This is a genomic window from Actinobacillus pleuropneumoniae (assembly GCF_003290385.1).
GTDB classification, from domain to species: Bacteria; Pseudomonadota; Gammaproteobacteria; order Enterobacterales; family Pasteurellaceae; genus Actinobacillus; species Actinobacillus lignieresii.
This window is the reverse complement of the sequence record NZ_CP030753.1, coordinates 914,002-937,605: the sequence shown is the minus strand read 5'-3', so window position 1 is coordinate 937,605 and position 23,604 is coordinate 914,002. Positions and strand designations below refer to the sequence as shown.

The following is a 23,604-nucleotide window of genomic DNA, read 5'->3' as shown; positions in this document are numbered from 1 at the left end:
GTGCTTTTTTGATCTTATAAGAGGTTAAAAATCACTAGAATCTTACAAATTGAGAAGGAAAAACAATGAGTTGGTTAATCGTCATTTTGCTTTTAACGCTTTCTAATACTTTGATGACATTCGCTTGGTATTGGCATATTAAACCGTCGGAGACACCGTTACCCTTATGGCAAATTGTGCTGATTAGTTGGGGAATCGCTTTTTTCGAATATTGTCTTGCCGTACCGGCAAATAATTTAGGCGCACAATGGCAAATCAAACCGTTTCAGTTAAAGATTATGCAAGAAGTGATTGCGTTAGTGGTCTTTTCGGTGTTTGCGGTGGTTTATTTGAATGAAGGGTTTAAACTGAACTATTTACTCAGTTTTATCTGTATTTTAGGTGCGGTTTATTTTGCCTTTCAAAAGTAAATGTAAATAAACAAAAAGGCGAGAGTCATTCTCGCCTTTATATGCTTTAAGTAAGAGGTCAAAATCGCGCGATTTTTTGCAAATTAGTTTTCACGTTTGACAATAAAATGCGCTAATTCTTTAAGCGCAGTGGTATCAAACGGCAATTCCTCAAGTGCATTTAATGCAGTTTGGTATAAGTCCTGCGCTTTCTGCTGTGCGCCTTCTAAACCAAGCAGTTTAGGATAAGTGCTTTTATGCAAGTTTTCATCCGAACCTACGGTTTTACCGATTTTATCGGTTTCGCCAATTACATCTAAAATATCGTCTTGCACTTGGAAAGCTAATCCGATTGCTTGCGCATAGCGTTCAAGCGGTTGTTTTATTGCTAAATTTTGCGAATGTGCGGATAAATTAAAGCCCATCAATACGGAAGCAATAATTAATGCGCCGGTTTTATTACGATGAATTAATTCCAATTCGGCTAAATTGACCGCTGTATCTTCGGCGAGCAAATCAAGGCTTTGCCCTAAACACATTCCTCTTGCACCGGCAGCTTGGGCAAGCGATTGAATTTGGCGGACTTTTTGCGAATCGGTTAATGATTCGTCTTGGGCAATCAGTTCAAAGGCAAAACTTTGTAACGCATCGCCGGCAAGAATGGCGGTTGCTTCATCAAAAGCGATATGGCAAGTCGGTTTACCTCGGCGAAGTTTGTCATCGTCCATTGCTGGTAAATCATCGTGTACCAATGAATAAGCGTGGATCGCTTCCATTGCGGCGGCACTGTGATCCAGTTGTTCAAACGGTACGTCGAGCATTCTGCCGGTGGCATAAATTAAGAACGGACGAACACGTTTCCCGCCTAGTAATACGGCGTAAGACATCGCTTCAATTAACGCAGAATCATAAGCTGGATAGGTTTTTAATTTGGTACTTAAGAAATCATTAATGCGCTGTTGTATAACGCTAAGATCGGTTGAGAGAGAATAGCTCATTGTTATTTTTATTCGTAATCGGAAAGTTCGGCTTGGTCGTTTTTATTGAGTAAGATTTGAATGCGTTGTTCCGCTTTTTGTAAGCGTTCTTGTCCTTGTTGCACAAGTTTTACCGCAGTTTCAAACTCATTAAGTGCTTCTTCTAAAGGCAACTCGCCCGTTTCTAAGTGGCTGACGATTGCTTCTAATTCTTTAAGGGTTGATTCAAAATCTTGGGTGGGTTTTTTAGCCATTTTAATTACCTAATTTAGGGCGATAAATGGCGTAAGTTTATCGTTTACCTTCTTTATTTGCAAATTCCTTTTACTTTTTCACCGCTTTTGGGTATGGTGCGAACGTATTTAAGCAAGCGGTCAAATTTATAGGAATTTTTACTAATGAAAGTGACACAACTCAATCTTTATCCGATTAAATCAACGGCAGCTTATCGTGTCGAACAAGCCTTTGTTGAGCTTAAAGGACTGAACTTCGATCGGGAATTTATGATTACCGAAACAGACGGCAAGTTTATAACCGCCCGTAAAGATGCGGAATTATACAATTTATCTGTGTTCCCGAACGCAACAGGTATTGTGATTTGTCATGCAAGCGGTCAAAAATGCGTGGTGCTTTACCAGGATTTTCAGTACGTTCAGACGAGTGAAGTTTGGGGAACCCACTTTGATTCTTTAGTAGCAAAAACAGAAGTAAATCAATGGTTAAGTGAAATTTTCGGGCGAGAAGTGCAATTACGTTGGCTAGGAGGCAAGAGCCAACGAGAAGTGGTGAACTTTAAGCAACATCCGCTAAGTTTTGCCGATAGCAATCCGGTTTCATTAATGTCGGAAAAATCACTTGAGCAAGTTAAGCTCTGGTCACCGGTTGAGATTTCGATGGAGCGTTTTCGTCCGAATATTGTGATCGATGGAAACATTGCTTTTGAAGAAGAACAGTGGGAACAAGTACAAATCGGTGAGGTCTTATTCACCAAGTCTGCATTATGCACTCGTTGTGTAATGATTACTCGTGATTTAACCACACTTGAACTCGACCCGAACGTTGAGCCTTTTCGAACGCTTAAACAAATGCATACCAATGAAAAGGGTAAGCCGGTTTTTGGTATTCATTTAGTGCCTCAAAATAGCGGTGTAATTCGCTTAGGCGATCAAGTTTTAATAAAATCTTAATAATCATTCTATATTATTCGCGCAGCCGATTATCGGTATGCGCTTTATTTTAAATTTAAAAGGAGAAATTATGGAACAACGCCGTTCTGTGTTGTTCCCAATACTGTTTTTTGTTGGGATCAATCTACTCATACTATCTTTATCTCGCTTAGGACTTAGCCTATGGCAAGCTGAACGCGTTTCCGCCGTTGATGGTTGGTTACCGCTTTTCTTACAAGGCATTCGCATTGACATTTCCGCACTTTGTTGGCTATTCGGCGTTCCCGCATTATTTACCGCGCTTTTCTTAAATCACAATAAATTAGGCGCAATATGGCGTGTTATTTTGCGTATTTGGCTTACCGCCGGTTCGGTTTTTATTCTGTTTATGGAAGCGGCTACGCCAAACTTTATTGAGACCTTCGATTTACGTCCGAATCGACTGTTTATTGAGTATTTGGTTCACCCGAAAGAAGTGTTTAGTATGCTGATTAACGGGCATTTGAGCTCAGTTATTATCAGCACATTATTAGCGGTTGTTTCGCTAGTGGTTTATTGGAAACTTTCCGGCTGGGCGACCAATAATCTTCGTTTTCCGAATTGGAAATTCCGCCCGTTAATCGGCTTACTGGTTGCGGCTTTAGTGTTTGTCGGCGGACGTTCTTCGTTTGCTCACCGAGGTATAAATCCGGCAATGGTCGCATTTTCAAGCGATCCGTTAGTGAATTCACTGGTATTGAGTTCCGGCTATTCGGTACTGTATGCGGTACAACAATTAAAAGATGAAGATAAATCTTCCGAGCAGTACGGCAAAATGTCGGCGGAGGAAATGTTTGCTTTAGTGAAACAAGCGAGAGGCAGAGCGGATTCCGATTATATTTCGACTGAGATCCCGACTTTGACTTATAACCAAGCAACCTATCAAGGCAAGCCGAAAAATATCGTGATTGTCTTAGAAGAAAGTTTAGGTGCGCAGTTTGTCGGTACGCTTGGCGGCAAACCGCTTACCCCGAATTTTGACCGTTTGGCAAAAGAAGGCTGGTTATTTGAGAATTTATATGCCACCGGAACTCGTTCGGTACGAGGTATTGAAGCGGTTACTACCGGTTTTACCCCGACACCGGCACGTGCGGTGGTAAAATTAACCAAGAGTCAGCATAACTTCTTTAGCATTGCTGAATTGTTACGTCGTCAAGGTTATGACACTAGCTTTATCTATGGCGGCGAAAAACATTTCGACAATATGGCGAGCTTTTTCTATGGCAATGGCTTTACCCGTATTATTGATGAAAAGGATTATAAAAATCCGAAGTTTAAAGCCACTTGGGGCATGAGTGACGAAGATCTGTTTGATAAAGCGAATGAAACGTTCACTCAGTTGCACAAAGAAGGCAAACCGTTTTTCAGCTTAGTGTTTAGCTCAAGTAATCATGATCCGTTTGAATTTCCGGACGATAAAATCGAATTATATGAACAGCCGAAACAAACTCGAAATAATGCGGCAAAATATGCTGATTTTGCAATTGGGCATTTCTTTGAGTTAGCCAAAAAATCAGAATATTGGCAGGATACGATTTTCCTTGTGATTGCAGACCACGATTCTCGAGCGGTAGGCGAGCATTTAGTGCCGATTCAACATTTCCATATTCCGGCACTGTTTATCGGTGAGGGCATTGAAGCAAAACGTGATAGCCGTTTAGTCAGCCAAATTGATATGCCGGCGACTTTACTTTCACTTGCCGGTGTAAGCGGAGAATATCCAATGCTAGGTTATGATCTCACTAAAGACGTGAATCCGAATCGTGCCTTTATGCAATATGATGCAACACAAGCGATGATGAAAGGTGACGGCTCTGTGGTAGTCATGCGTCCAAATACACCGATTCAAGGTTTTGTTTATAATAAAGCGGATCACAGTTTGAAAGCACGAGAACAGCCGGAAGAGATGAAAAAAGAAGCGTTAGCGTATGCGTTGCTCGGCAGCTATTTATATAAAAATCAGCTATACAAATTACCGAAGCCGGAAAAAGAGTAGCGCTAAGTTAGATTACAAAAAATCGTAACAAGCAGTTAAATTTCACAATAAATTTGCAAGTCGTAAATTTTAACTGGAATTTAACCGCTTTTATTTTGCGTGATATGAAAATGTAACAGAAGAATAGGAAAGATCTTTGAGAGGACATAAAAGGGTGGGGCGTTACCAGCAACCCTCGGCACACGGAAATTTCAACCCAAGCTGCTTTCTTCCGAACCTGACTAAGTAAGCTGAACACCGTTGCGAGGAACTAATAACGCCCCATAGGATTACGCACTCTATTATGCGTAAGAGTTTTCATTATAAGAATATTTTACGAGAAGACAAGCGATTATTTAATGGAACGGCGTGAGTGGTTAGATTATTTACAATTTTTAGCAATAAATACCGTATAAAGTAAAAACGTTATTATTTTATATAATATTGTCCGAAAACAAACTAGTAAACTATTAGCTACTTTTTTAGATGATTAACTACTTGTCTGCTATTTAATTAAGCAATTAGTTGTTTTTTGCATTGCAATTTTAGAAGATAGGTTTAGAATACAAAAGGCTAAGACATTGGAAAATGTTTTGGTCAGTCGTAGAGACAAAAAATTTTATTCATTATGCTTATCAAAAGGCTAAACACGATGTTTAGCCTTTTTTATTGCTCAAGATTTATTGCTTAATCAGTAAAGCTACGGCTTCACATGCAATCCCTTCACCTCTGCCGGTAAAACCGAGTTTTTCTGTTGTCGTCGCTTTGACGTTTACTTGCATAACGTCGCACTGTAAATCATCCGCAATGGTTTGACGCATTTGATCAATGTAAGGACGCATTTTAGGCGCCTGTGCGATAATAGTGACGTCCACATTGCCCACTTTATATCCCTGCGCACGCACTTGACGATACGCTTCGATAAGTAATTTTCTGCTGTCCGCATTTTTATATTGCATATCGGTATCGGGAAACAATTTACCGATATCACCAAGAGCAACAGCACCTAAAAGCGCATCGGTCAGCGCGTGTAATGCGACATCACCGTCACTGTGTGCGATAAAACCGGTATGATAAGGCACTTCCACACCGCAAATCATTAACGGTCTGTCTTGTCCAAACGCATGTACATCGAAACCGTGTCCGATACGAATCATATTTTTTTCTCCGTGTTTTGGGTTAAGTAAAATTCCGCTAAGGCTAAATCTTCAGGGCGAGTAATTTTTAAGTTATCGCTGCGCCCCGCAATAAGACGTGGCTGATAACCGCTAAATTCCATTGCGGAAGCCTCGTCCGTTACGGTTAAATTTTTCTTAAATGCTGAAATAAGCGCTTGCTTCAGTAGCCGAGTAGGAAAAAATTGAGGGGTAAGTGCATGCCAAAGCGTTGAACGATCTTCAGTGCGCATAATTTTGTTACCGTCGGCTCTTTTCATCGTATCGATTGCCGGAGTCGCTAATATCGCACCCTGTTTATCATCGATTTGTAAAAGTTTATCTAAATCCGACCGCTTTAAACAAGGACGTGCGGCGTCATGCACCAATACCCAAGTATCGTCTTCAATAACTTGTAACGCATTAAAAACGGAATGCGCTCGAGTTTCTCCGCCGAAGACTATTTTAATTTTAGGTGAGTTTAGCAACTCGATTTGAGGATAAAACGGATCGGTTTCGGAAACGGCAACAACGATTTTTTCAACACTCGGATGATTTAAAAAAATCTCAAGCGTATGCTCTAAAATCGTTTTATTTTGTAATTTTAAATATTGTTTCGGTAAGCCGGCTTGCATACGGCTACCGACACCCGAGGCAGGAATTACCGCAATAATTTTTCGTGTCATTTATGTTTCTATGATTTATTGATTACGAGGTACAATGCGATAAAAAGTTTCGTCACTTTTCACCATCTCACGTTCGAAGCGAGCCCGTTCTTCGAGTGCGTTTACGCCGGTTTTCAAGTCGTTGATTTCGGCGGCAATCAAGTTGTTACGAGCTTCCAGTTTTGTATTTTCGTCTTTAAGTCGCTCTACGGCGGTTTGCGCTTCTTGATAATCGCTCCAACCGTTTTTGCCGAACCAAAAACTATATTGGAAAAAGGCTAATAAGAATGCAAAAAAGACAATAAGTACACGCATTTAATTTCTCTAAGTGATAAATAAACTCGTTCAATTCTACCTTTTTTTACTAAAAATAAAAACATCTTCCTAATTGGAAATAGAATGCGTTAAAAGTAGTCAAATGAAAACGGAATGCTGATTAAATTTTTGACTTCTCGCAAAATAAAACAGAGAATTCCTCCAGTTTTTCTAAAAAATTTGAAGTACTTAACATTTTTTTTAGTAAGAATTGGTTACAATGAACTTAGTTTTTAAATTTCAACTTTTAATATTATGAATGAGGTAATTCTATGTTAAGTCGTATTGAACAAGAACTAGCACAATTAGGTATTACTAACGTAAAAGAAATTGTACGTAATCCGAGTTATGAACAATTATTCGAAGAAGAAATGAAACCTGAATTAGAAGGTTTTGAAAAAGGTCGTTTAACGACATCCGGTGCCGTTGCCGTAGATACGGGTATCTTTACCGGCCGTTCGCCTAAAGATAAGTATATCGTATATGATGAAACATCAAAAGATAATGTTTGGTGGACATCGGATGCGGTTAAAAATGACAATAAACCGATGAATCAAGCAACTTGGCAAAGTTTAAAAGAGCTGGTAACTCACCAATTGTCAAACAAACGTTTATTTGTAGTGGATGCATTCTGCGGTGCGAATAAAGACAGTCGCGTAGCGGTACGTATTGTCACGGAAGTGGCGTGGCAAGCACACTTTGTGAAAAATATGTTCGTCCGTCCGTCGGAAGAAGAATTGTTGAATTTTGTGCCTGATTTCGTTGTAATGAACGGCTCGAAAGTAACTAACCCGAATTGGAAAGAGCAAGGTTTAAATTCCGAAAACTTCGTTGCGTTTAACTTAACTGAAAAAATCCAACTTATCGGCGGTACTTGGTACGGTGGCGAAATGAAGAAAGGTTTATTCTCTCTGATGAACTACTGGTTACCGCTTAAAGGCATTGCGTCAATGCACTGTTCTGCAAACGTGGGGGCGGAAGGCGATGTAGCGGTATTCTTCGGTTTATCCGGTACGGGTAAAACAACGCTTTCGACCGATCCTAAACGTAAATTAATCGGTGACGACGAACACGGTTGGGATGATGACGGCGTATTCAACTACGAAGGCGGTTGTTATGCGAAAACCATCAATCTTTCCGAAGAAAACGAGCCGGATATCTATCGTGCAATCCGTCGTGATGCGTTATTAGAAAACGTTGTGGTGCGTGAAGACGGTTCGGTTGATTTTGCGGACGGTTCAAAAACTGAAAATACGCGCGTATCTTATCCGATCCATCATATCGATAATATCGTTGAGCCGGTTTCAAAAGCGGGTCATGCGAAAAAAGTGATTTTCTTAACCGCAGATGCGTTCGGCGTGTTACCTCCAGTTTCTAAATTAACGCCGGAACAAACCAAATATTACTTCTTATCCGGTTTTACCGCTAAATTAGCGGGTACCGAACGTGGCATTACCGAGCCTACACCGACTTTCTCAGCGTGTTTCGGTGCGGCATTCTTATCACTTCACCCGACCAAATATGCGGAAGTATTAGTTAAACGTATGGAAGATGCCGGTTCGCAAGCATACTTAGTAAATACCGGTTGGAACGGTTCGGGTAAACGTATTTCGATTAAAGATACTCGCGGTATTATCGATGCGATTTTAGACGGTTCAATTGAAAAAGCGGAAACAAAAGAATTACCGATTTTCAATTTAGCGATTCCGACCGCATTACCGAACGTAGATCCTGCGATCCTTGACCCTCGCGATACTTATGCGGATAAAGCGCAATGGCAAACTAAAGCGGAAGATTTAGCGGGTCGTTTTGTGAAGAACTTTGAAAAATATACTACAAATGATGAAGGTAAAGCGTTAGTTGCGGCAGGTCCGAAACTTTAGTGCCGACATCTTCATTTATTGAGTAATATTTAACAAGGCTAATAGCCGATAATAATCTGCACCTAAAAGTAGGATTTATATCCCAACTTATGAAGGTGCAGATTTTTTTATGGCTAAATTTAGCCAAGTTTTCAAATCATAAAGAAAATAAAAAATATAAAAAAGAGCTGAATCGGAAAACGATATCAGCCCTTAAATAGATTAATTAAAAATAGCTTTTTGGTATTGGATATTACGCTTGTTTTGCCATTTCAAATTCAATTAACATCATCAGGATATGAATGACTTTGATATGAATTTCTTGGGTACGGTCAGCATAACGGAAGTGCGGAACACGAATCTCGACGTCTGCTAACCCTGCCATTTGTCCGCCGTCTTTACCCGTCATCGCAATCACTTTCATACCTTTTTCTTTAGCGACTTTAATTGCATTAAGTACGTTTTTAGAGTTACCGGAAGTTGATAAGCCGAAAAGTACATCGCCTTTTTGACCTACCGCTTCAAGATAACGAGAGAATACGTATTCGTAACCGAAATCATTACTTACGCAACTTAAATGGCTAACGTCCGAAATAGCGATCGCCGGATAACCCGGGCGATTTTCACGATAACGTCCTGTTAATTCTTCGGCAAAGTGCATCGCATCACAGTGTGAACCGCCGTTACCGCATGACAGTACTTTTCCGCCTTGTTTAAAACTATTAGAAATTAATAATGCGGCATCTTGGATTAATTGGATATTTTTTTCGTCAGACATAAACTTGTCTAAAACGTCGGCCGCTTCTTGGAGTTCTGCTTTTATTTGTGCTAAATACATAAGAAAATCCTTAACTTAATCATAGAATGGTTAATTTACCATCGATATGGTTCGATGCGTTCGAAAGTGTATGAGATTGTTACCTTAAAGTAAACAAGAGAATGAATAATATTTACATTAACGAATGTAAACAAAAGTTTCCAAAAAGATGTTTTCAGAGTATGATGAAGCAAAATTTATCATCTTGAATTAAGGTAAAAGATCATGCTGTTATCAATTAAATGTACGGAAAAATTCACAGTTGCAGAACAAGCGCTACATTTATTAGGTGTGCAAAAGCAGCCTGTTCGCCATATTGAATTTACCAAATTAGGTCTTCAAATAGCGTTTTCACCGTTAAATATCGTCCAACAATCGCAAATTCTTGAACAAATTCGACCGCTTGAAGGTGTTGAGTATGCGGAATTCAGCGATTCTTCCCAAAACTGTTTTGATCATATTATTGCCGAAAGCCCCAAAATGCGGGCGGTTGTCGAGCAAGCTAAAAAATTTGCGATGTTAAGTGCTCCGTTATTGATTCAAGGGGAAACAGGGACGGGAAAAGATGTTTTTGCTAAGGCTTGTCATGAACTTAGTACGCGTCGAGAGCATAAATTTATTGCGGTAAATTGTGCGGGGTTGCCTGCTGATGAGGCGGAATCGGAAATGTTCGGGCATCGCGGTAACGGTAAAGAGAATATCGGTTTCTTTGAATATGCTAACGGCGGTACGGTATTATTGGATTCGATTGCGGAACTTTCGCTTGAAATGCAGGCGAAACTGTTACGTTTCTTAAATGACGGTTGTTTTCGTCGTGTCGGTGAAGATCAAGAAATTAAAGTGGATGTACGCGTTATTTGTACCTCTCAAAAACCGTTGGCGTTATTGGTCTCGGAAGGAAAAGTTCGGGAAGATCTCTACCACCGTTTAAACGTACTTAGCTTAGAATTACCGCCGTTACGAGAACGTCACGGTGATTTACCGTTATTGGCGGATCATTTTATTACGCGTATCAGTCAGCAGTTAGGTATCAGTAAATTGGAATATGACGATGAGTTTTTACAGGCGTTGCAAGCGTATCGCTGGCCGGGTAATTTGCGAGAGTTATATAATGCCGTTTATCGCGCTTGTACGCTTTCTCATAGTTATCGCCTAGCGGTAAAAGATCTGAACTTACCGGATCAAGTCGGCCAATCGGATGATTTTCAAGTCGATGAGAATGTGACGTTAGACGAGTTGGTTAATCGCTTTGAGGCTTCATTGTTACGTAAATTATATAATGAATACCCGAGTACGAGAAAATTGGCCCAACGTTTAGGCGTTTCTCATACGGCGGTTGCAAATAAGTTACGTGCATACGGCATTGGGAAATAAGGAAAGACTATGGTTTCTTGTATGCGACAAGCGGTCGGTTTTATCCGCTTTTTTGCAATTTTAGCGATGATTCCGACCGCTTATAGTGCGCCTCGTATTCCGCAAGCGTTATTGGATAACAGCTTGATTTATTGTACCAGCGTATCCGGTTTCAGCTTTAATCCGCAAAAAGCGGACGTCGGCACCAATATGAATGTGGTGACGGAACAAATTTACGATAAGTTGTTCGAGTTTGACGCAGCGACAAATTCCTTAAAACCGAAACTGGTCGAAAGTTATCAGATTAGCGAAGACGGAAAAGTCATTACCTTAAAATTACGTCGTAAAGTCGCCTTTCATGCTACGGAATGGTTTACGCCGACTCGTCCGTTTAATGCGGAAGACGTGGTTTTTTCATTGAACAGAATGATCGGGAATGTCGAAGAGCTTCCCGCTTTGGATTTTAATGAAGACGGTCAGAGAGAAGCATTCCATCAGAATCAGTATTATGCTTATCAATTTAAAGCGAATTTGGCGCATTATCCTTATTTTGAAAGCATCGCCTTAAAAAATAAAATCGAGCGTATTTCGGCAGTAAACGACTATACGGTCAAGATTCATTTGGTTTCGCCCGATCAATCCGTTTTAGCGCATTTGGCAAGCCAATATGCGGTTATTTTATCGAAAGAATATGCTTTACAATTAAATGCGGATGAAAACCTCGCACAACTAGATTTATTACCGGTTGGAACCGGTGTTTATCAACTGAGCAATTATGTACAGAATGAATATGTGCGTTTAAAACCGCATCCTAAATATTGGGGCAAAAAAGCCAATATTGAAAATATGGTGGTGGATGTGTCCAGTAATGATACGGGGCGTATGGCAAAATATTTAAACGGTGAGTGTGATGTAGTCGCTTTGCCGAAGCCGAGCCAAAGAACGATCGTTCCTCATAATGAAATTATTGAAAGCCCGGGAGCTAATCTTGCGTTTTTGGCGTTTAATATGCAAAAGCCGGCTATGAAAGAGATAGCGTTACGTCGCCGTATCGCCGGTGCAATTAATCGCAAACGAATTGCCGACACGTTATTTTACGGTGCCGCCAATGTTGCGAATAACGTATTGCCAAACGTCTTATTCCCTTATTCGAATCAACAACGTTATCAAGATCATACGACGCAAGAGCATAGTAAAAAAAGAGAAAAAACGGACCGCTTGAAATTATGGGTATTGGATGAAAAGCGGGTTTATAATTTACATCCGTTAAAAATGGCGGAATTGATTCGGGCGGACTTGGAAAACGTGGGGATTGATGTTGAGATTCGTACCGTCAGTCGTACGGATGTCGTGCAATTATCGGAAGACGGGCAGGCGGATTATGATTTGATTCTGACCGGATGGCTTGCCAATAATTTAGACCCGAATGCGTTTTTATCGCCTATTTTATCTTGCCGATCTCGTTATGAGGTGACGAATTTAGCCAATTGGTGCAACCAAGAATTCGATCGTTGGTTGGAATTGGCGAGATTGAGTGAACAGCCCTATGTTAAAATCGTGATTTATAAATTAATGCAAAGCCTATTAGAACGGGAATTACCGATTTTGCCGTTAGTAAATAGTAATCGAATTTTATTTGTAAATCCTAAAATCGAAAATGCGAAAGTCAGTCCTTTCGGGCAAGTGCATTTATCGGAACTAAAACTCAAACATAAAGAGAAGAAATAATGTTATTGGCATTTATTCGCAAATTATTTTTAACAGCGATCACGCTGATTTTGCTGACACTAATTAGCTATAACATCTTACTACGCGATCCTTTGAATCATTTTGTCGATTTACAGGGAATAGAAGCTTATTTCAGTTATATTCGAGGCTTACTACAAGGTGATTTCGGCATTAGCTATACGAACGGTGAGCCGATAGCCAATCAGATTTTAAATGTCTTTCCCGCCACCGTTTCGCTTTGTTTGGCGGTATTGATTTTATCGCTTGTTTTAGGTTTGCCGTTAGGATTTATTTCCGCCGTATTTCGGGAGAACTTGCTCGGAAAAACGCTCGCTATTTTAGGTTCGTTAAGTTTAGCGATCCCGGTTTTTTGGCTTGCCATCGTTGTACTTTATTATGCTTCGAATAATCAATGGGCAATTTCCGCCGTCGGGGAGCTACATCCGATTTATGAAATATCCTCTTTAACGGGCTTCCGTTTATTAGATATTTTCTTGGCGGATTCTCCCTATAAATTGAAAATGATGCAAAGTATGTTACATCACTTAGCGTTACCGACCTTAATTTTAGCCGTACCTGCGACATTAGAGGTGATTCGCTTTACCCATCAACGCGCCGAGTATGTGATGAAACAAAATTATATTCGAGTCGCACAAACACGGGGCTGGTCGCCTTATAAAGTATGGGTAAGACATATTTTGCCTAACACGTTACCGGCACTCATTCCCATGATTGCGCATAATTTAACCTTGATTTTTGCATTCTCTATGTTGGTTGAAAATATATTTAGCTGGGGCGGTATCGGCTTGTGGTTAATCAATGCGCTGTCAGTACAAGATTATAATGCGATCTCGGCCGGAGTGGTCGCCATCGGTTTATTCATCTTAAGTATTGATGTGCTGGTCAGTATCATTACGACACTTTTAGATCCGTATCAGAAAAAGGATTGGTATGTTAAATAAAGAAGAACCGGAACAATTTAGAGAGTCGGATTACTTGAAACAATTCTTGTTGCAACTGCGTCAAGATAAAGTCGCTTTAGCAAGTATATATTTGTTTGCCTTTTTGCTTTTTTTAGTCTTTTTCGGTTATGTCATTGCGCCTTATCAAGCGGATACGCAATTTATCGGAAAAGAATTGATGCCGCCCTCTTGGGACGATAACGGGCAAATTAGCTTTTTCTTTGGCACGGACGATTTAGGTCGAGATATTTTCAGCCGGATTCTTTATGGTTTTTACTATACGGTCGGTTCCGCATTAATTATTAGTGCGGCGGTAGCGGTAATAGGCAGCGTAATCGGTATTTTTGCCGGAACAAGTCGAAAATCATTTTCTTTCCTAGGGCATTTATTCGATACCTTTTTATTTATTCCGATCCTAATTATTGCGATTGTGATCGCGACCTTAATGGAAGCCAGTTTAATCAATGCAATGTTAGCCATATTTTTAGCGATGCTGCCGCATTTTATTCACAAAATTTATCAAGCGGTACGGCAAGAGTTGAAGAGAGAATATGTGATTACCTTGCGTTTAGACGGCGCATCACGTTGGGATTTAATGAAAGAAGTGGTGTTACCGAACGTTACGCCGGTTGCGGTAAAAGAAATTTCTCATATTTTCGTGATTGCGGTCTTGGACATCAATGCACTGAGTTTTATTGAATTAGGGGCTAAAAGCCCGACGCCGGAATGGGGGACGATGATTAAAGATTCGGTAGAATTGATTTATATTGCGCCGTGGACGGTTATTCTACCGGGTATGGCAACTATTTTTGTGATTCTGATTATTAGTATGTTAGGTAATAGCATTAGTCGCGTATTAGAAAAATACCGTTATTAACATGGAATAAAGTATGGCTCTATTAGATATTCGCCATTTAAGTATTGAAATTGACACGCCGAACGGCAGAGTCAGAATGGTTGATAATATAAATCTGACTTTAGACGAAGGCGAAATCTGCGGATTAGTCGGTGAGTCCGGCTCGGGAAAAAGTTTAATCGCTAAAGTGATTTGCGGCGTAATGAAAGACGAATGGATTGTGACCGCCGACCGTTTTCGTTTTAATGATATTGAATTGTTAAAACTGACTCCGACGGAAAGACGTAAATTGGTTAGCGAACATATTTCTATGATTTTCCAAAATCCGCTGTCCGGTTTAGACCCGAGTAAGACGATCGGCACCCAACTTATGCAAACGATTAATTTTAAAGGTAAGTGGTGGCAATGGTTCGGTTGGAAGAAAAAGAAAGCGATTGAATTATTGCACCGAGTCGGGATTCGCGATCATAAGACAATGATGCAAAGCTATCCGTTCGATATTACCGAAGGCGAGGCGCAAAAAGTGATTATTGCTATGGCGGTAGCAAATCAGCCCCGTTTATTGGTTGCGGACGAACCTACACACACGCTGGAAGCGACCACGCAGCTACAGATTTATCGTTTGTTATCCAGTATGAATAAAAACCTCGGCACTTCAATTTTATTGGTTGCCAATGATATTCGTAGTATTCATAAGTGGGTCGATTCGTTTAATGTGCTTTATTGCGGACAAACGGTCGAAATTGCCGGCAAAGAAACCATTATGGAAGAACCGTTTCATCCTTATACCTCGGTATTACTGAACAGTATTCCGGACTTTTCCCAGCCGTTGGCGTTTAAAAGCCGTTTAAATACGTTAAAAGGCTCGGTACCGATGTTGCAAGATATGCCGATAGGCTGCCGATTAGGTCCGCGCTGCCCGTTTGCACAGAAAAAATGCGTACAAAAGCCGCCATTGCGTAAATTCAAACAGCACGAATTTGCGTGCCATTATCCGATTAATTTTAGGGAGAAAAACTTCCTAAAACGAGCGGATTTTGAACCGGTTGTGGTGGCGGATAAAGCGGAATAATTTGATCGGGCGGTTATATTTTTTCGATTTTTTGCAAATTTTTGAGAAAAACAGACCGCTTGACGTTTCAATAGGATGGGAAAATGGCAAAGAGACAAATTGATTTTAAAGAAGATGTTTTACTCTATGTTTTACAACAATACGGAACGGAACCCGAGTATCTATGGAAGTCTTATCCCGATTACGCCATTTTAAGACAAGCGGATAATCGCAAGTGGTATGCGGTGATAATGTCGGTACCTTATGCTACGCTAGGGCTTTCGGGAAGCGGAAAAGTTACGCTGATGAATGTGAAATGTTCCCCGGAAATGATCAGCCTGTTTCTAGCGCAAAAAGGCTTTTTACCCGCCTATCATATGAATAAAACCCATTGGCTAAGTATTTTGTTAGACGGTAGTGTCGATAAAGAAACCGTTGTATTCTTACTTAACCAAAGTTTCGATCTTACCGCCACACGCTTACGTAAGCAAAAATTAGGTCTAACCAGCCGTACCGAATGGATTGTTCCCGCAAACCCTAAATATTATGATGTCGAAAGCGAGCTACAAACAGGTAAAGAAATTCTTTGGAAACAAAGCAATAATATTGCGGTAGGCGATCTGGTTTACCTTTACGTTACAGAACCGACCGCTGCGATTCGTTATCAATGTGAAGCATTGGAAGTAAATATTCCTTACCAATTAAAACAAACCGAGATTCGTGTTGATCGAGTAATGAAAATCAAATGCCTAAAAGAATTTGATAAAAAAGAACTTCCCCGAGAGAAACTCCGAGCATTTGGCGTTACTGCCGTACGAGGCCCTCGTAAAATGCCGTTTGCATTGAGCGAAGAAATCAAACTAATGAGTTAATATGTAAAAAAACCTAGCATTTCTGCTAGGTTTCTCACGAGTTTATGTGATGGTTTTATCCGTTTTTTCTATTGTATTTGGTTCAATATCTTCCTGAGAGTCTTCCTTAACTTTTTCAATTTCGTCTATATCATTAAAAGTTGCCTGATATTGCTGTACGATATTCTCATCAAAAGGTACTAATTCTAAATTATCCTCTTGCATAATATCTTCTACCGTACTTGCTGTTGCAATAGGTGTGGTTAATTGCATATCTACACGTTCTGCTTTTGGAATCGGTTTGGTTTTAAGTGCGCAGAGCAGAAGAATCACCGAGAAGATGCCAAAGAAGGCATAAAAACCATATTGGGATGATAAGCCCATTGCGAAGCCGAGGAACGGCGGGGCAATTAACGCACCCATGCCATAGCAAAAGAGCAAACCACGACTGACTTCTACCGTATTCATATTGCTCGGTAATTCATCATTGGCACGGGCAATGCTTAGTGCATAAAGACTGAACAGACTACAGCCAAAAATGAATGCGATGATATATTGTAACCAAGCGGTCGAATTTGTTTGAAAAATTGCAAATATTCCCGAACCGGCAGTTAAGCTAGCAATTACTGCACAAATTAAAATTGTATTACGTCTGCCAATGCGATCCGATAAACCAGCTATCGGCAACTGACTGATAAAGCCGCCAATCATCGATGCCATCAGATATAGCGATATTTCGCCTAATGAAAAATCTAGCTTTAAGAGAAACACCGAAACCATAGTAAAAAAGCCGTTTACCAACATACCGCTAATAAAATTTGTCGCTAACGCAAGGGGCGAAATGGCTAATAAGCGCGGTACGCTGATGCGTTCTCGAGCGGGAATCTCCAGTTGGGTCATTTTCGTTAAGGCAATCGGAATCATCGACATCACTACTAAAATTGTGGCGAGCGTAAAAATATTGTTACTGGTTAATTCCAGACTAAGTAAGCTCACCCCTAAAATAAAGGCGAGATAGAAAATAATATTATAGGTTGCCAATGCTTTGCCTCGGGTATCCACATTGGTTTTCTCGCTTAACCAACTTTCTACTAATAACAGTAAACTATAATGGCAGAAACCTAAAATAATCCGCAGTATGCCTCACACCCACAGGTTATCAATCATCATATGGCTAAGTGCGGCGATGGCGAAGATCGCACCAAATACGCTAAACGAACGGATGTGCCCCACACTGGATACAATACGATGGGCAAGAATGGCACTAAGTGTTGCGCCTACAAAAAATGCTGCGTTAAGTAAACCGAACACTACATCGCTAACGCCCATTTCAGCTAGTTTTACACCCGCTGAGTTTAAGAATAACCCATAGCCGAAAAAGAGGAAAAAGATGCCGGAAAAGAGAGAATAGAATTTGGTTGTTTGCAAAATAGCTCCTAAATTTTTAATCTTTCACATTATAATCATCAGATTTTTGCGTAGAGATAGATTCAAAGCCTACCAGTTTATTGATGTGGAGAAAAGCATCTGAATTGTCCTCTCAATTACTGAGTTTATAAAACCAAAACACTGTCGGCACAAAAATCGGGCTTTTAGTGTGCTTGATGTACGAAGTTCTTGAATGAAGCTTATCTTATGCTCCATTTTTAGCTAAAGTAAGACCGCACTTTTCTCTATTTATGAAGTTTAGAATAACGAAAAAGTACAATGTAAAAAGAAATTGATTTATTGACACCCTACAAGATAGGGGATTTTGAAAATTATCCTATTAGAAAAGGATAATGTAAGATAGCGAGGATTCACTAAATTGAAATGTAGCATAACTGATAAATTTAATAGGGTGTTATGCTACAATGCTGGTGATTTTTTGTCAAGGAAAAACTTAAATTATATTTATTCCAGACTATTTTAATATAAGGCTATCAACAAAAAAACTCAGGGCTTTTTATTGATTACAAAGTGTTGTTATACAAAATCCTGCATCAAATCTTCCACCACGTTTTTGACAGAACGGATTGATTTAATATAAGTAATACCGTTACCTACCGAAATATAGCCTTTCTCAAAATCGCCAAGTAACATACCTTGACGCATTCCATAGCCACCGGTTTGTGCTTTGGCAAGCTCATCTCGCGTTGCACCGTTTTCATCCATTTCCACCAATTTATGTGCTAACTGAGTGGGTAGCGAGCGGTAATACGCCGGTTGGGTGCGAAATAACAATAAATCTTGAGCCGTGCTATCGACAACGAGTTGCTTAACGCTTTCATGCATACGGTTTTCCTCAGTTGCTAACAATACCGAGCCGACAAATACGCCTTCCGCACCGAGAGCAAAACTTGCTCGTACGCCTCGTACATCAGCAATACCGCCTGCTGCCATTACTGGAATACTGACCGCATCAACCATTTGAGGCACGATAGAGAATGTTCCGATTACTTGGTTCGGTACAGTGCCGCCTTTATCAAAACCGGTTGCAACGAAAATATCCGCCCCAATTTCTTCCGCATAATGAGCATTTTCTACTGTTGGCGTATGCGGACGGAAAATGGTTTTTGTGCCTGCCGCTTTAAATTTTTTCATCATCGGCTTGTAGTCATAGCCATCAATACCGTTGATTAATGCCACCGGCACGTGTTCTTCAATTAATAAATCCACTAACAAATCAATCGTACTGAAATCGTAGGATAAAATTACCGGTGCACCGAACGGCTTATCGGTTAATGCTTTGGTTTTACGGATTTCTTCACGGAAAGTACGGAGCAAATCTTCCGTCGTTTTCGGCGCTTTCTGCAAGCCGGCATTCGGGCCTAAAATCCCCAAACCTCCGGCATTGCTTACAGCAGCAACAAATTTTGCGTCAGTCATCCACGCCATCGGGCCTTGCACGAGTGGAAATTTGATACCTAAGATGTCAGTAATACGGTTACAGGCGGTCATTTTTTGTCCTTTTTTTGCAAATGAATGGTAGCTATTATAATCTTGCAAAATTGATTGAGAAGTATCTAAACAAGTTTTCCAAAAATGAGAAGAAAGTATGGACTTAAATAATCTTCGTCTCTTCGTTGCAGTTTATCAAGCAGAGAGTTTTTCTAAAGCGGCGGAACAGCTTGCAATGCCAGTTGCGACAGTTAGTCGCCGTATTGCGGAATTTGAAAAATCGCTTTCCACCCAACTTTTTGACCGCTACAAAACAGGGGTGAAACCGACCGCACTTGGTTTGCAATTGTATGAAAAGGTTTATTTGAGCTTAGACAATTTAACGCAAGCGACACAAGATTTTATTGGTGAACAGCAGGAATTGAGTGGCTATCTGCGTATTTACACCGTTTCCGCCTGTGAGCCGATTTGGGCGGCAATTGCTGAATTTCAGGCGGAATATCCGCAGGTGAAAGTACATTGTCAGGCGACCGATCGCGTATTGGATTTGGTAGAAGATGGCATTGATATCGCGTTTCGAATGGGCGATTTGCATACGGAAAATGTTATTGCTCGCAAAATGATGGATTTAAACGCTGTATTGGTGGCTCACCCGGATTTTCTTGCTAGACACGGCACGCCGAAAACACCGCAAGATTTGACCGCACTACCATTTGCCTGCTGGGCAAGAGCAGGGCAGAAAAGTGCAACATTACAACTGGGCGAACAAGCGGTCAAAATTGAACCGATTTTTACCTCTAATGATGTGTACGCCATTGCCCACCAAGCCAAAAGTGCGCATGCCATCTGCCAATTACCGGACTATATGGCACAAGAACTCACCGAGAAATTCGGCTTAGTCGAACTGATGTCCGACTATCCGACATCAACCTATCCCATTCACGCCATCTATCCGGCCCACCGCCACCCCTCAGCAATCATGAAAACCTTTTTAGGGTTTTGTGAGAGGTTTTTAGCAGAAAGAGAGAAATGCTGTAAAGATTAACCATGTCTTCGCACTCTCCCATTTATGGGAGAGAAATCGCAGAAGGATCGTTCCAGAATCCATAGGAAGAGGGAGAAAGATCTTCTCCTTTCTTCTTAATATGTACTTGATCTTTCAAAAGAAAATGGCAAACGTAAATTTCTGATTTATCTGGTGCATTAGGTTTTTAACATTTTCAATTTCTCCTTTGAAAAAGTGTGTGTTATTAACATTTTTTCATTGGAAAAAATGTGTTTTAGTTGCAAGTTTTCCTTTGAAAAAATGTTAAATTGTCCTTAAAATAGTTTCCAAAGAATAGAAAATGAGCAAATCATGCAAAGAAAAATTATTCAATCCTTAGAAAAATGGAAACAGAAGCCTACTCGCAAGCCTTTGATTATTCAAGGGGCAAGACAGGTCGGTAAAACGTGGGCGATGAAGCGTTTTGGTGAGCAGTCTTTTGAAAAGGTGGCGTATATTAACTTCGATAATAATCCACGAATGAAAATACTATTTTCGGGAGATTATGATATTAACCGCTTGATTCTTGGTTTAAAAATTGAAAGTGGTGTAGATATTCAAGCTGAAAATACACTGATTATTTTTGATGAAGTACAAGAAGTACCACAGGCACTCTCTTCGTTCAAATATTTTTATGAAAATGCACCGCAACTTTATATTGTGGCGGCAGGATCATTACTTGGTGTGTCATTGCATCATCAGGTTTCTTTTCCTGTGGGCAAGGTGGATTTTTTACCGCTTTATCCGATGGATTTTCACGAGTTTTTGACCGCACTTGGCAAGCAAGATTTAGTGCAGTTACTGGAACTCAAAGATTGGTCGCTTATTTCTGCGATGAAAACAAGTTATATTGATTTGCTACGCCAATATTATTTTGTGGGTGGAATGCCTGAAGCTGTGAAAGTTTTTGTCGAAACGCAAAACTTTGATGAAGTCCGCCAAGTGCAACGCAATTTATTGATGGCGTACGAACAGGATTTTTCTAAACATATCAAAGATGGTCAGACAGTACAAAAAGTGCGGTCAATTTGGGCTTCAATTCCTGAACAACTTACCAAAGAAAACAAAAAGTTCATCTACTCGCACCTGCAAAAAGGGGCGAGAAGTAAAGATTACGAAATTGCCTTGCAATGGTTGAGAGATAGCGGTTTGGTACATTCCGTGCCACGTGTGAAAAAGCCGTATTTGCCGCTTTCTGCCTATCAAGACGGAGCATTTAAACTTTATGTATTAGACGTAGGATTGCTTGCCGCTCAAAGCCATTTAGATGTCAGCGTTCTGCTTGAAGGCAGCCGTATTTTTACCGAATTTAAAGGCGCTTTAACCGAGCAATATGTGCTACAACAGCTTATTGCCACTCAAGAAAACCCCGTGTTTTACTGGGCAACCGAAAAAGGCACAGCAGAAGTAGATTTTGTTGTACAACGTAAACAAGCGGTAATCCCGATTGAAGTCAAAGCCGAAGAAAATTTAAAAGCGAAAAGTTTAAAAGTGTATGTGGAGCAGTTCCAACCAGAACAAGCGGTTAGATTTTCAATGGCGGATTATCGGGAGCAGGATTGGATGGTGAATGTGCCGTTGTATAATACAGAATTTATAACAAAAAAAATTTAAGGAATATATTATGATTGATAATGCATTTATTACATGTGCATCAGCTGCTTTAGCTGATACACATGAAGGTTTAAGTGGAAGTGAAATCTGCAGATACTTATCTCAATATGCTGTGGAATATGAGGTTAAGATACCATATTCACAGAATCCATTTCCAAAAGGCGTTCCAAATAAGAGAACGGCATTGGAAAGGAACTTAATATGTTTTACTTCTGAACAACAATATAGAATTATTAAAGACTTGTGTTCTTTGCCAAAATTTTCTCAAAATGAAAAAGTTATGGATATATTAACTAAATTATGTAGTAGATACTCAAACTATTCTAATGGAACTGACCAAATTCCTGAGATCGTAGTAGAAACAAAAGGGTGGCTAGATGGTTATCCTAACACTAAGAAACATTATGAGAGTGCGCTAAATAAGAAATCCAACAACATTTTTACTAGAAACTTATTAGATGATTTAAGATTTTCATTAGAATCCTTAGTTAAGGAAATCTTAAATAATTCTAAATCATTAGAGAATCAAAAAGTCGAATTAGGACGTTTCTTGAAAGAAAAAGATGTTTCAAAAGAAATTAGAACATTCTACGTAGATAAAATAATGGATTTTTACACAGACTATCAAAATAATAATGTGAAACACCAAGATCATTATAAAGAAATGGATGTGGATTTTATTCTTGAGCAAACTACAGTCTTAATGAGATTTTTGATAAAACTTCATAAATCAATATGATTAAACCTGCCGTCTGAAACTTTCCAGACGGCATCACTTTCCTACAACCTCACCAAAACCTTCCCAATCTATTGATTACTTTCCATATAACAGTTGGTTTCAGCCATTTCACCAAAGGCAAAAATTTTGTTAATTTCAGGTTTTAATTGACCGCTTGCTAAGCCGCTAAATACAAATTTTTCGCCTATGTGAGTTTTTTCTTGGAATAGTTAGGCTAAAATAAGTGATATAAACTTTATAAGATAAAAGGAAAATTTATGGTTACCCATACCGTTATTATTAGCGATAGAGCGAAAGACAATATCACGGTTTATACAAAAGAGCCTGTGTTTTTAGCGATTGCGGATCGTGAAGATTTAAAAGCGTTAAAACATTTAGAAGAAGCGAATAGAGCAGGGATTTATATCTTATTAGGTGAGAATCAGCGTTATGTTGGGCAAGCTAGCGGAAAAATTTATGATCGCCTAATCACTCATAATGATAATAAAGAGTGGTGGAGTAAGATTATTTTCTTTGGGCGTGAAGATGGGCATTTAGATAAATCACAAACTGATTATCTTGAGAAGAAATTAATTGAGGCTTTTCAGAAAACCGATTTAACGTTAGATAATGCCACTTCGGGTAATACCTCTTTTATTGAAAAAACCAGTAAGATCAAGGCAGATAATGTTTGGAATATCACTCAAGAAATCTTAGATGAAGTTGCGCATATTAATATATTTGAAAGTTATGCAAGTGAGGAAGAAGAAAACCAAACTGCTCAGATTTATATTGAACTGGATAAACATAAAATATCAGGCAAAAGTTACCGAGACAATCAGAAAAATTTCTTTTTATTTTTATTGAAACAGCCTAAATATCGTTCTTTAGTGGAAGATTTTTGTTTAAATGGAAAGCCAACAGCTTCCTATTGCATTGGGAGTGAACCAAGTCTTAGACCAAATGGGATGAAATATACAACTCAACTTGAAGAGGGGATTTATCTGTATATAAATTTATCAGCAAAAGGACTACGTAAAGCCATTCAAAATTTTGCCGATGCAACAGGTTTGAAAGTGGTGTTTCATTGGGATTAAGAAATCACTAAAAGTGATATATAAGTGCTATTTATATGACAAGCGGTCAATTTCTATAAAAATTTTGCAAGCCTTGCACGCTAAATTCTT

21 protein-coding genes, 1 other RNA gene and 1 pseudogene are annotated in these 23,604 nt (G+C 39.6%); 14 read left to right on the top strand and 9 right to left on the bottom strand.

Going from position 1 to position 23,604, the window contains the following annotated elements:
• Positions 1-65 precede the first annotated feature (65 nt).
• A complete protein-coding gene (locus DRF63_RS04305) occupies positions 66-410 on the top strand; it encodes a DMT family protein (RefSeq protein ID WP_005597263.1) in 345 nt (114 codons plus the stop codon).
• An 83-nt stretch (positions 411-493) separates the two neighbouring features.
• On the opposite strand, the gene ispA is transcribed toward DRF63_RS04305, so the two are convergent.
• Positions 494-1,387 carry a (2E,6E)-farnesyl diphosphate synthase gene (gene ispA, locus DRF63_RS04300; protein ID WP_005597262.1) on the bottom strand — a complete coding sequence of 298 codons (894 nt, stop codon included), beginning with the start codon at positions 1,385-1,387 and terminating at the stop codon, positions 494-496.
• Between the two features lie 8 nt (positions 1,388-1,395).
• Positions 1,396-1,620 carry an exodeoxyribonuclease VII small subunit gene (gene xseB / locus DRF63_RS04295; protein ID WP_005597261.1) on the bottom strand — a complete coding sequence of 75 codons (225 nt, stop codon included), beginning with the start codon at positions 1,618-1,620 and terminating at the stop codon, positions 1,396-1,398.
• Positions 1,621-1,764: 144 nt separating this feature from the next.
• On the opposite strand from xseB, the gene DRF63_RS04290 reads away from it, so the two are divergent.
• Complete coding sequence (locus tag DRF63_RS04290) at positions 1,765-2,553, top strand: MOSC domain-containing protein (protein ID WP_005597260.1); 789 nt, start codon at positions 1,765-1,767, stop codon at positions 2,551-2,553.
• Positions 2,554-2,590: 37 nt separating this feature from the next.
• Positions 2,591-4,567: an LTA synthase family protein gene (locus DRF63_RS04285; RefSeq protein WP_005597259.1), complete on the top strand. Its 1,977-nt coding sequence runs from the start codon at positions 2,591-2,593 to the stop codon at positions 4,565-4,567.
• A 159-nt stretch (positions 4,568-4,726) separates the two neighbouring features.
• Here DRF63_RS04285 and ffs read toward each other — a convergent pair.
• The 4 genes from ffs to ftsB form a co-directional block, all read right to left on the bottom strand.
• An RNA gene (ffs, locus tag DRF63_RS04280) (signal recognition particle sRNA small type) lies at positions 4,727-4,824 on the bottom strand.
• Between the two features lie 402 nt (positions 4,825-5,226).
• The gene (gene ispF / locus DRF63_RS04275; RefSeq protein ID WP_005597258.1) at positions 5,227-5,703 is read right to left on the bottom strand and encodes a 2-C-methyl-D-erythritol 2,4-cyclodiphosphate synthase; all 477 of its coding nucleotides are present in this window, start codon (positions 5,701-5,703) and stop codon (positions 5,227-5,229) included.
• Positions 5,700-6,386: a 2-C-methyl-D-erythritol 4-phosphate cytidylyltransferase gene (gene ispD / locus DRF63_RS04270; protein ID WP_005597257.1), complete on the bottom strand. Its 687-nt coding sequence runs from the start codon at positions 6,384-6,386 to the stop codon at positions 5,700-5,702. The genes ispF and ispD overlap by 4 nt, the downstream gene beginning before the upstream one ends.
• 15 nt (positions 6,387-6,401) lie before the next feature.
• The gene (gene ftsB, locus DRF63_RS04265; protein WP_005597256.1) at positions 6,402-6,680 is read right to left on the bottom strand and encodes a cell division protein FtsB; all 279 of its coding nucleotides are present in this window, start codon (positions 6,678-6,680) and stop codon (positions 6,402-6,404) included.
• Positions 6,681-6,952: 272 nt separating this feature from the next.
• On the opposite strand from ftsB, the gene pckA reads away from it, so the two are divergent.
• On the top strand, positions 6,953-8,563 hold the full coding sequence (pckA, locus tag DRF63_RS04260) for a phosphoenolpyruvate carboxykinase (ATP) (RefSeq protein WP_005597255.1): 1,611 nt from the start codon (positions 6,953-6,955) through the stop codon (positions 8,561-8,563).
• Between the two features lie 232 nt (positions 8,564-8,795).
• Here the strand turns inward: pckA and lpcA are convergent, their stop codons facing one another.
• Entirely contained in the window at positions 8,796-9,380 is a 585-nt protein-coding gene (lpcA, locus tag DRF63_RS04255; RefSeq protein ID WP_005597254.1) for a D-sedoheptulose 7-phosphate isomerase, read from the bottom strand.
• A 204-nt stretch (positions 9,381-9,584) separates the two neighbouring features.
• On the opposite strand from lpcA, the gene DRF63_RS04250 reads away from it, so the two are divergent.
• The 6 genes from DRF63_RS04250 (at position 9,585) to DRF63_RS04225 (ending at position 16,181) form a co-directional block, all read left to right on the top strand.
• On the top strand, positions 9,585-10,733 hold the full coding sequence (locus DRF63_RS04250) for a sigma 54-interacting transcriptional regulator (protein WP_005597253.1): 1,149 nt from the start codon (positions 9,585-9,587) through the stop codon (positions 10,731-10,733).
• Between the two features lie 9 nt (positions 10,734-10,742).
• Positions 10,743-12,440 carry an ABC transporter substrate-binding protein gene (locus tag DRF63_RS04245; protein ID WP_005597244.1) on the top strand — a complete coding sequence of 566 codons (1,698 nt, stop codon included), beginning with the start codon at positions 10,743-10,745 and terminating at the stop codon, positions 12,438-12,440.
• The gene (locus tag DRF63_RS04240; protein WP_005597242.1) at positions 12,440-13,402 is read left to right on the top strand and encodes an ABC transporter permease; all 963 of its coding nucleotides are present in this window, start codon (positions 12,440-12,442) and stop codon (positions 13,400-13,402) included. The genes DRF63_RS04245 and DRF63_RS04240 overlap by 1 nt, the downstream gene beginning before the upstream one ends.
• The gene (locus DRF63_RS04235; RefSeq protein WP_005597240.1) at positions 13,392-14,279 is read left to right on the top strand and encodes an ABC transporter permease subunit; all 888 of its coding nucleotides are present in this window, start codon (positions 13,392-13,394) and stop codon (positions 14,277-14,279) included. Before DRF63_RS04240 ends, DRF63_RS04235 begins: the two co-directional genes overlap by 11 nt.
• A 13-nt stretch (positions 14,280-14,292) precedes the next feature.
• A complete protein-coding gene (locus tag DRF63_RS04230) occupies positions 14,293-15,330 on the top strand; it encodes a peptide ABC transporter ATP-binding protein (protein ID WP_005597236.1) in 1,038 nt (345 codons plus the stop codon).
• Between the two features lie 83 nt (positions 15,331-15,413).
• Positions 15,414-16,181: an MmcQ/YjbR family DNA-binding protein gene (locus tag DRF63_RS04225; RefSeq protein WP_005597234.1), complete on the top strand. Its 768-nt coding sequence runs from the start codon at positions 15,414-15,416 to the stop codon at positions 16,179-16,181.
• Positions 16,182-16,223: 42 nt separating this feature from the next.
• On the opposite strand, the pseudogene DRF63_RS04220 reads toward DRF63_RS04225, so the two are convergent.
• Positions 16,224-17,588: pseudogene (locus DRF63_RS04220) on the bottom strand (MFS transporter).
• 537 nt (positions 17,589-18,125) lie between these two features.
• On the bottom strand, positions 18,126-19,100 hold the full coding sequence (locus DRF63_RS04215) for an NAD(P)H-dependent flavin oxidoreductase (RefSeq protein ID WP_043991812.1): 975 nt from the start codon (positions 19,098-19,100) through the stop codon (positions 18,126-18,128).
• Positions 19,101-19,197: 97 nt separating this feature from the next.
• On the opposite strand from DRF63_RS04215, the gene DRF63_RS04210 reads away from it, so the two are divergent.
• The 4 genes from DRF63_RS04210 (at position 19,198) to DRF63_RS04190 (ending at position 23,514) form a co-directional block, all read left to right on the top strand.
• Positions 19,198-20,085 (top strand): LysR family transcriptional regulator, encoded by an 888-nt coding sequence (locus DRF63_RS04210; RefSeq protein WP_005597228.1) that lies wholly within the window; start codon positions 19,198-19,200, stop codon positions 20,083-20,085.
• A gap of 312 nt (positions 20,086-20,397) precedes the next feature.
• Positions 20,398-21,699 (top strand): ATP-binding protein, encoded by a 1,302-nt coding sequence (locus tag DRF63_RS04205; RefSeq protein ID WP_005597227.1) that lies wholly within the window; start codon positions 20,398-20,400, stop codon positions 21,697-21,699.
• A 10-nt stretch (positions 21,700-21,709) separates the two neighbouring features.
• On the top strand, positions 21,710-22,438 hold the full coding sequence (locus DRF63_RS04200) for a hypothetical protein (RefSeq protein ID WP_005597226.1): 729 nt from the start codon (positions 21,710-21,712) through the stop codon (positions 22,436-22,438).
• A gap of 257 nt (positions 22,439-22,695) precedes the next feature.
• Positions 22,696-23,514 (top strand): GIY-YIG nuclease family protein, encoded by an 819-nt coding sequence (locus DRF63_RS04190; RefSeq protein WP_005597225.1) that lies wholly within the window; start codon positions 22,696-22,698, stop codon positions 23,512-23,514.
• Positions 23,515-23,604 lie beyond the last annotated feature (90 nt).

Bases quoted from the DNA above. Each gene is read 5' to 3' on its own strand.
- DRF63_RS04240 (WP_005597242.1), top strand. From the start codon at position 12,440: ATGTTATTGGCATTTATTCGCAAATTATTTTTAACAGCGATCACGCTG.
- DRF63_RS04225 (WP_005597234.1), top strand. From the start codon at position 15,414: ATGGCAAAGAGACAAATTGATTTTAAAGAAGATGTTTTACTCTATGTT.
- DRF63_RS04205 (WP_005597227.1), top strand. From the start codon at position 20,398: ATGCAAAGAAAAATTATTCAATCCTTAGAAAAATGGAAACAGAAGCCT.
- DRF63_RS04245 (WP_005597244.1), top strand. From the start codon at position 10,743: ATGGTTTCTTGTATGCGACAAGCGGTCGGTTTTATCCGCTTTTTTGCA.
- DRF63_RS04235 (WP_005597240.1), top strand. From the start codon at position 13,392: ATGTTAAATAAAGAAGAACCGGAACAATTTAGAGAGTCGGATTACTTG.
- DRF63_RS04210 (WP_005597228.1), top strand. From the start codon at position 19,198: ATGGACTTAAATAATCTTCGTCTCTTCGTTGCAGTTTATCAAGCAGAG.
- xseB (WP_005597261.1), bottom strand. From the start codon at position 1,620: ATGGCTAAAAAACCCACCCAAGATTTTGAATCAACCCTTAAAGAATTA.
- DRF63_RS04250 (WP_005597253.1), top strand. From the start codon at position 9,585: ATGCTGTTATCAATTAAATGTACGGAAAAATTCACAGTTGCAGAACAA.
- ispA (WP_005597262.1), bottom strand. From the start codon at position 1,387: ATGAGCTATTCTCTCTCAACCGATCTTAGCGTTATACAACAGCGCATT.
- pckA (WP_005597255.1), top strand. From the start codon at position 6,953: ATGTTAAGTCGTATTGAACAAGAACTAGCACAATTAGGTATTACTAAC.
- DRF63_RS04200 (WP_005597226.1), top strand. From the start codon at position 21,710: ATGATTGATAATGCATTTATTACATGTGCATCAGCTGCTTTAGCTGAT.
- DRF63_RS04290 (WP_005597260.1), top strand. From the start codon at position 1,765: ATGAAAGTGACACAACTCAATCTTTATCCGATTAAATCAACGGCAGCT.
- ftsB (WP_005597256.1), bottom strand. From the start codon at position 6,680: ATGCGTGTACTTATTGTCTTTTTTGCATTCTTATTAGCCTTTTTCCAA.
- DRF63_RS04230 (WP_005597236.1), top strand. From the start codon at position 14,293: ATGGCTCTATTAGATATTCGCCATTTAAGTATTGAAATTGACACGCCG.
- DRF63_RS04305 (WP_005597263.1), top strand. From the start codon at position 66: ATGAGTTGGTTAATCGTCATTTTGCTTTTAACGCTTTCTAATACTTTG.
- DRF63_RS04285 (WP_005597259.1), top strand. From the start codon at position 2,591: ATGCGCTTTATTTTAAATTTAAAAGGAGAAATTATGGAACAACGCCGT.
- lpcA (WP_005597254.1), bottom strand. From the start codon at position 9,380: ATGTATTTAGCACAAATAAAAGCAGAACTCCAAGAAGCGGCCGACGTT.
- DRF63_RS04190 (WP_005597225.1), top strand. From the start codon at position 22,696: ATGGTTACCCATACCGTTATTATTAGCGATAGAGCGAAAGACAATATC.
- ispD (WP_005597257.1), bottom strand. From the start codon at position 6,386: ATGACACGAAAAATTATTGCGGTAATTCCTGCCTCGGGTGTCGGTAGC.
- DRF63_RS04215 (WP_043991812.1), bottom strand. From the start codon at position 19,100: ATGACCGCCTGTAACCGTATTACTGACATCTTAGGTATCAAATTTCCA.
- ispF (WP_005597258.1), bottom strand. From the start codon at position 5,703: ATGATTCGTATCGGACACGGTTTCGATGTACATGCGTTTGGACAAGAC.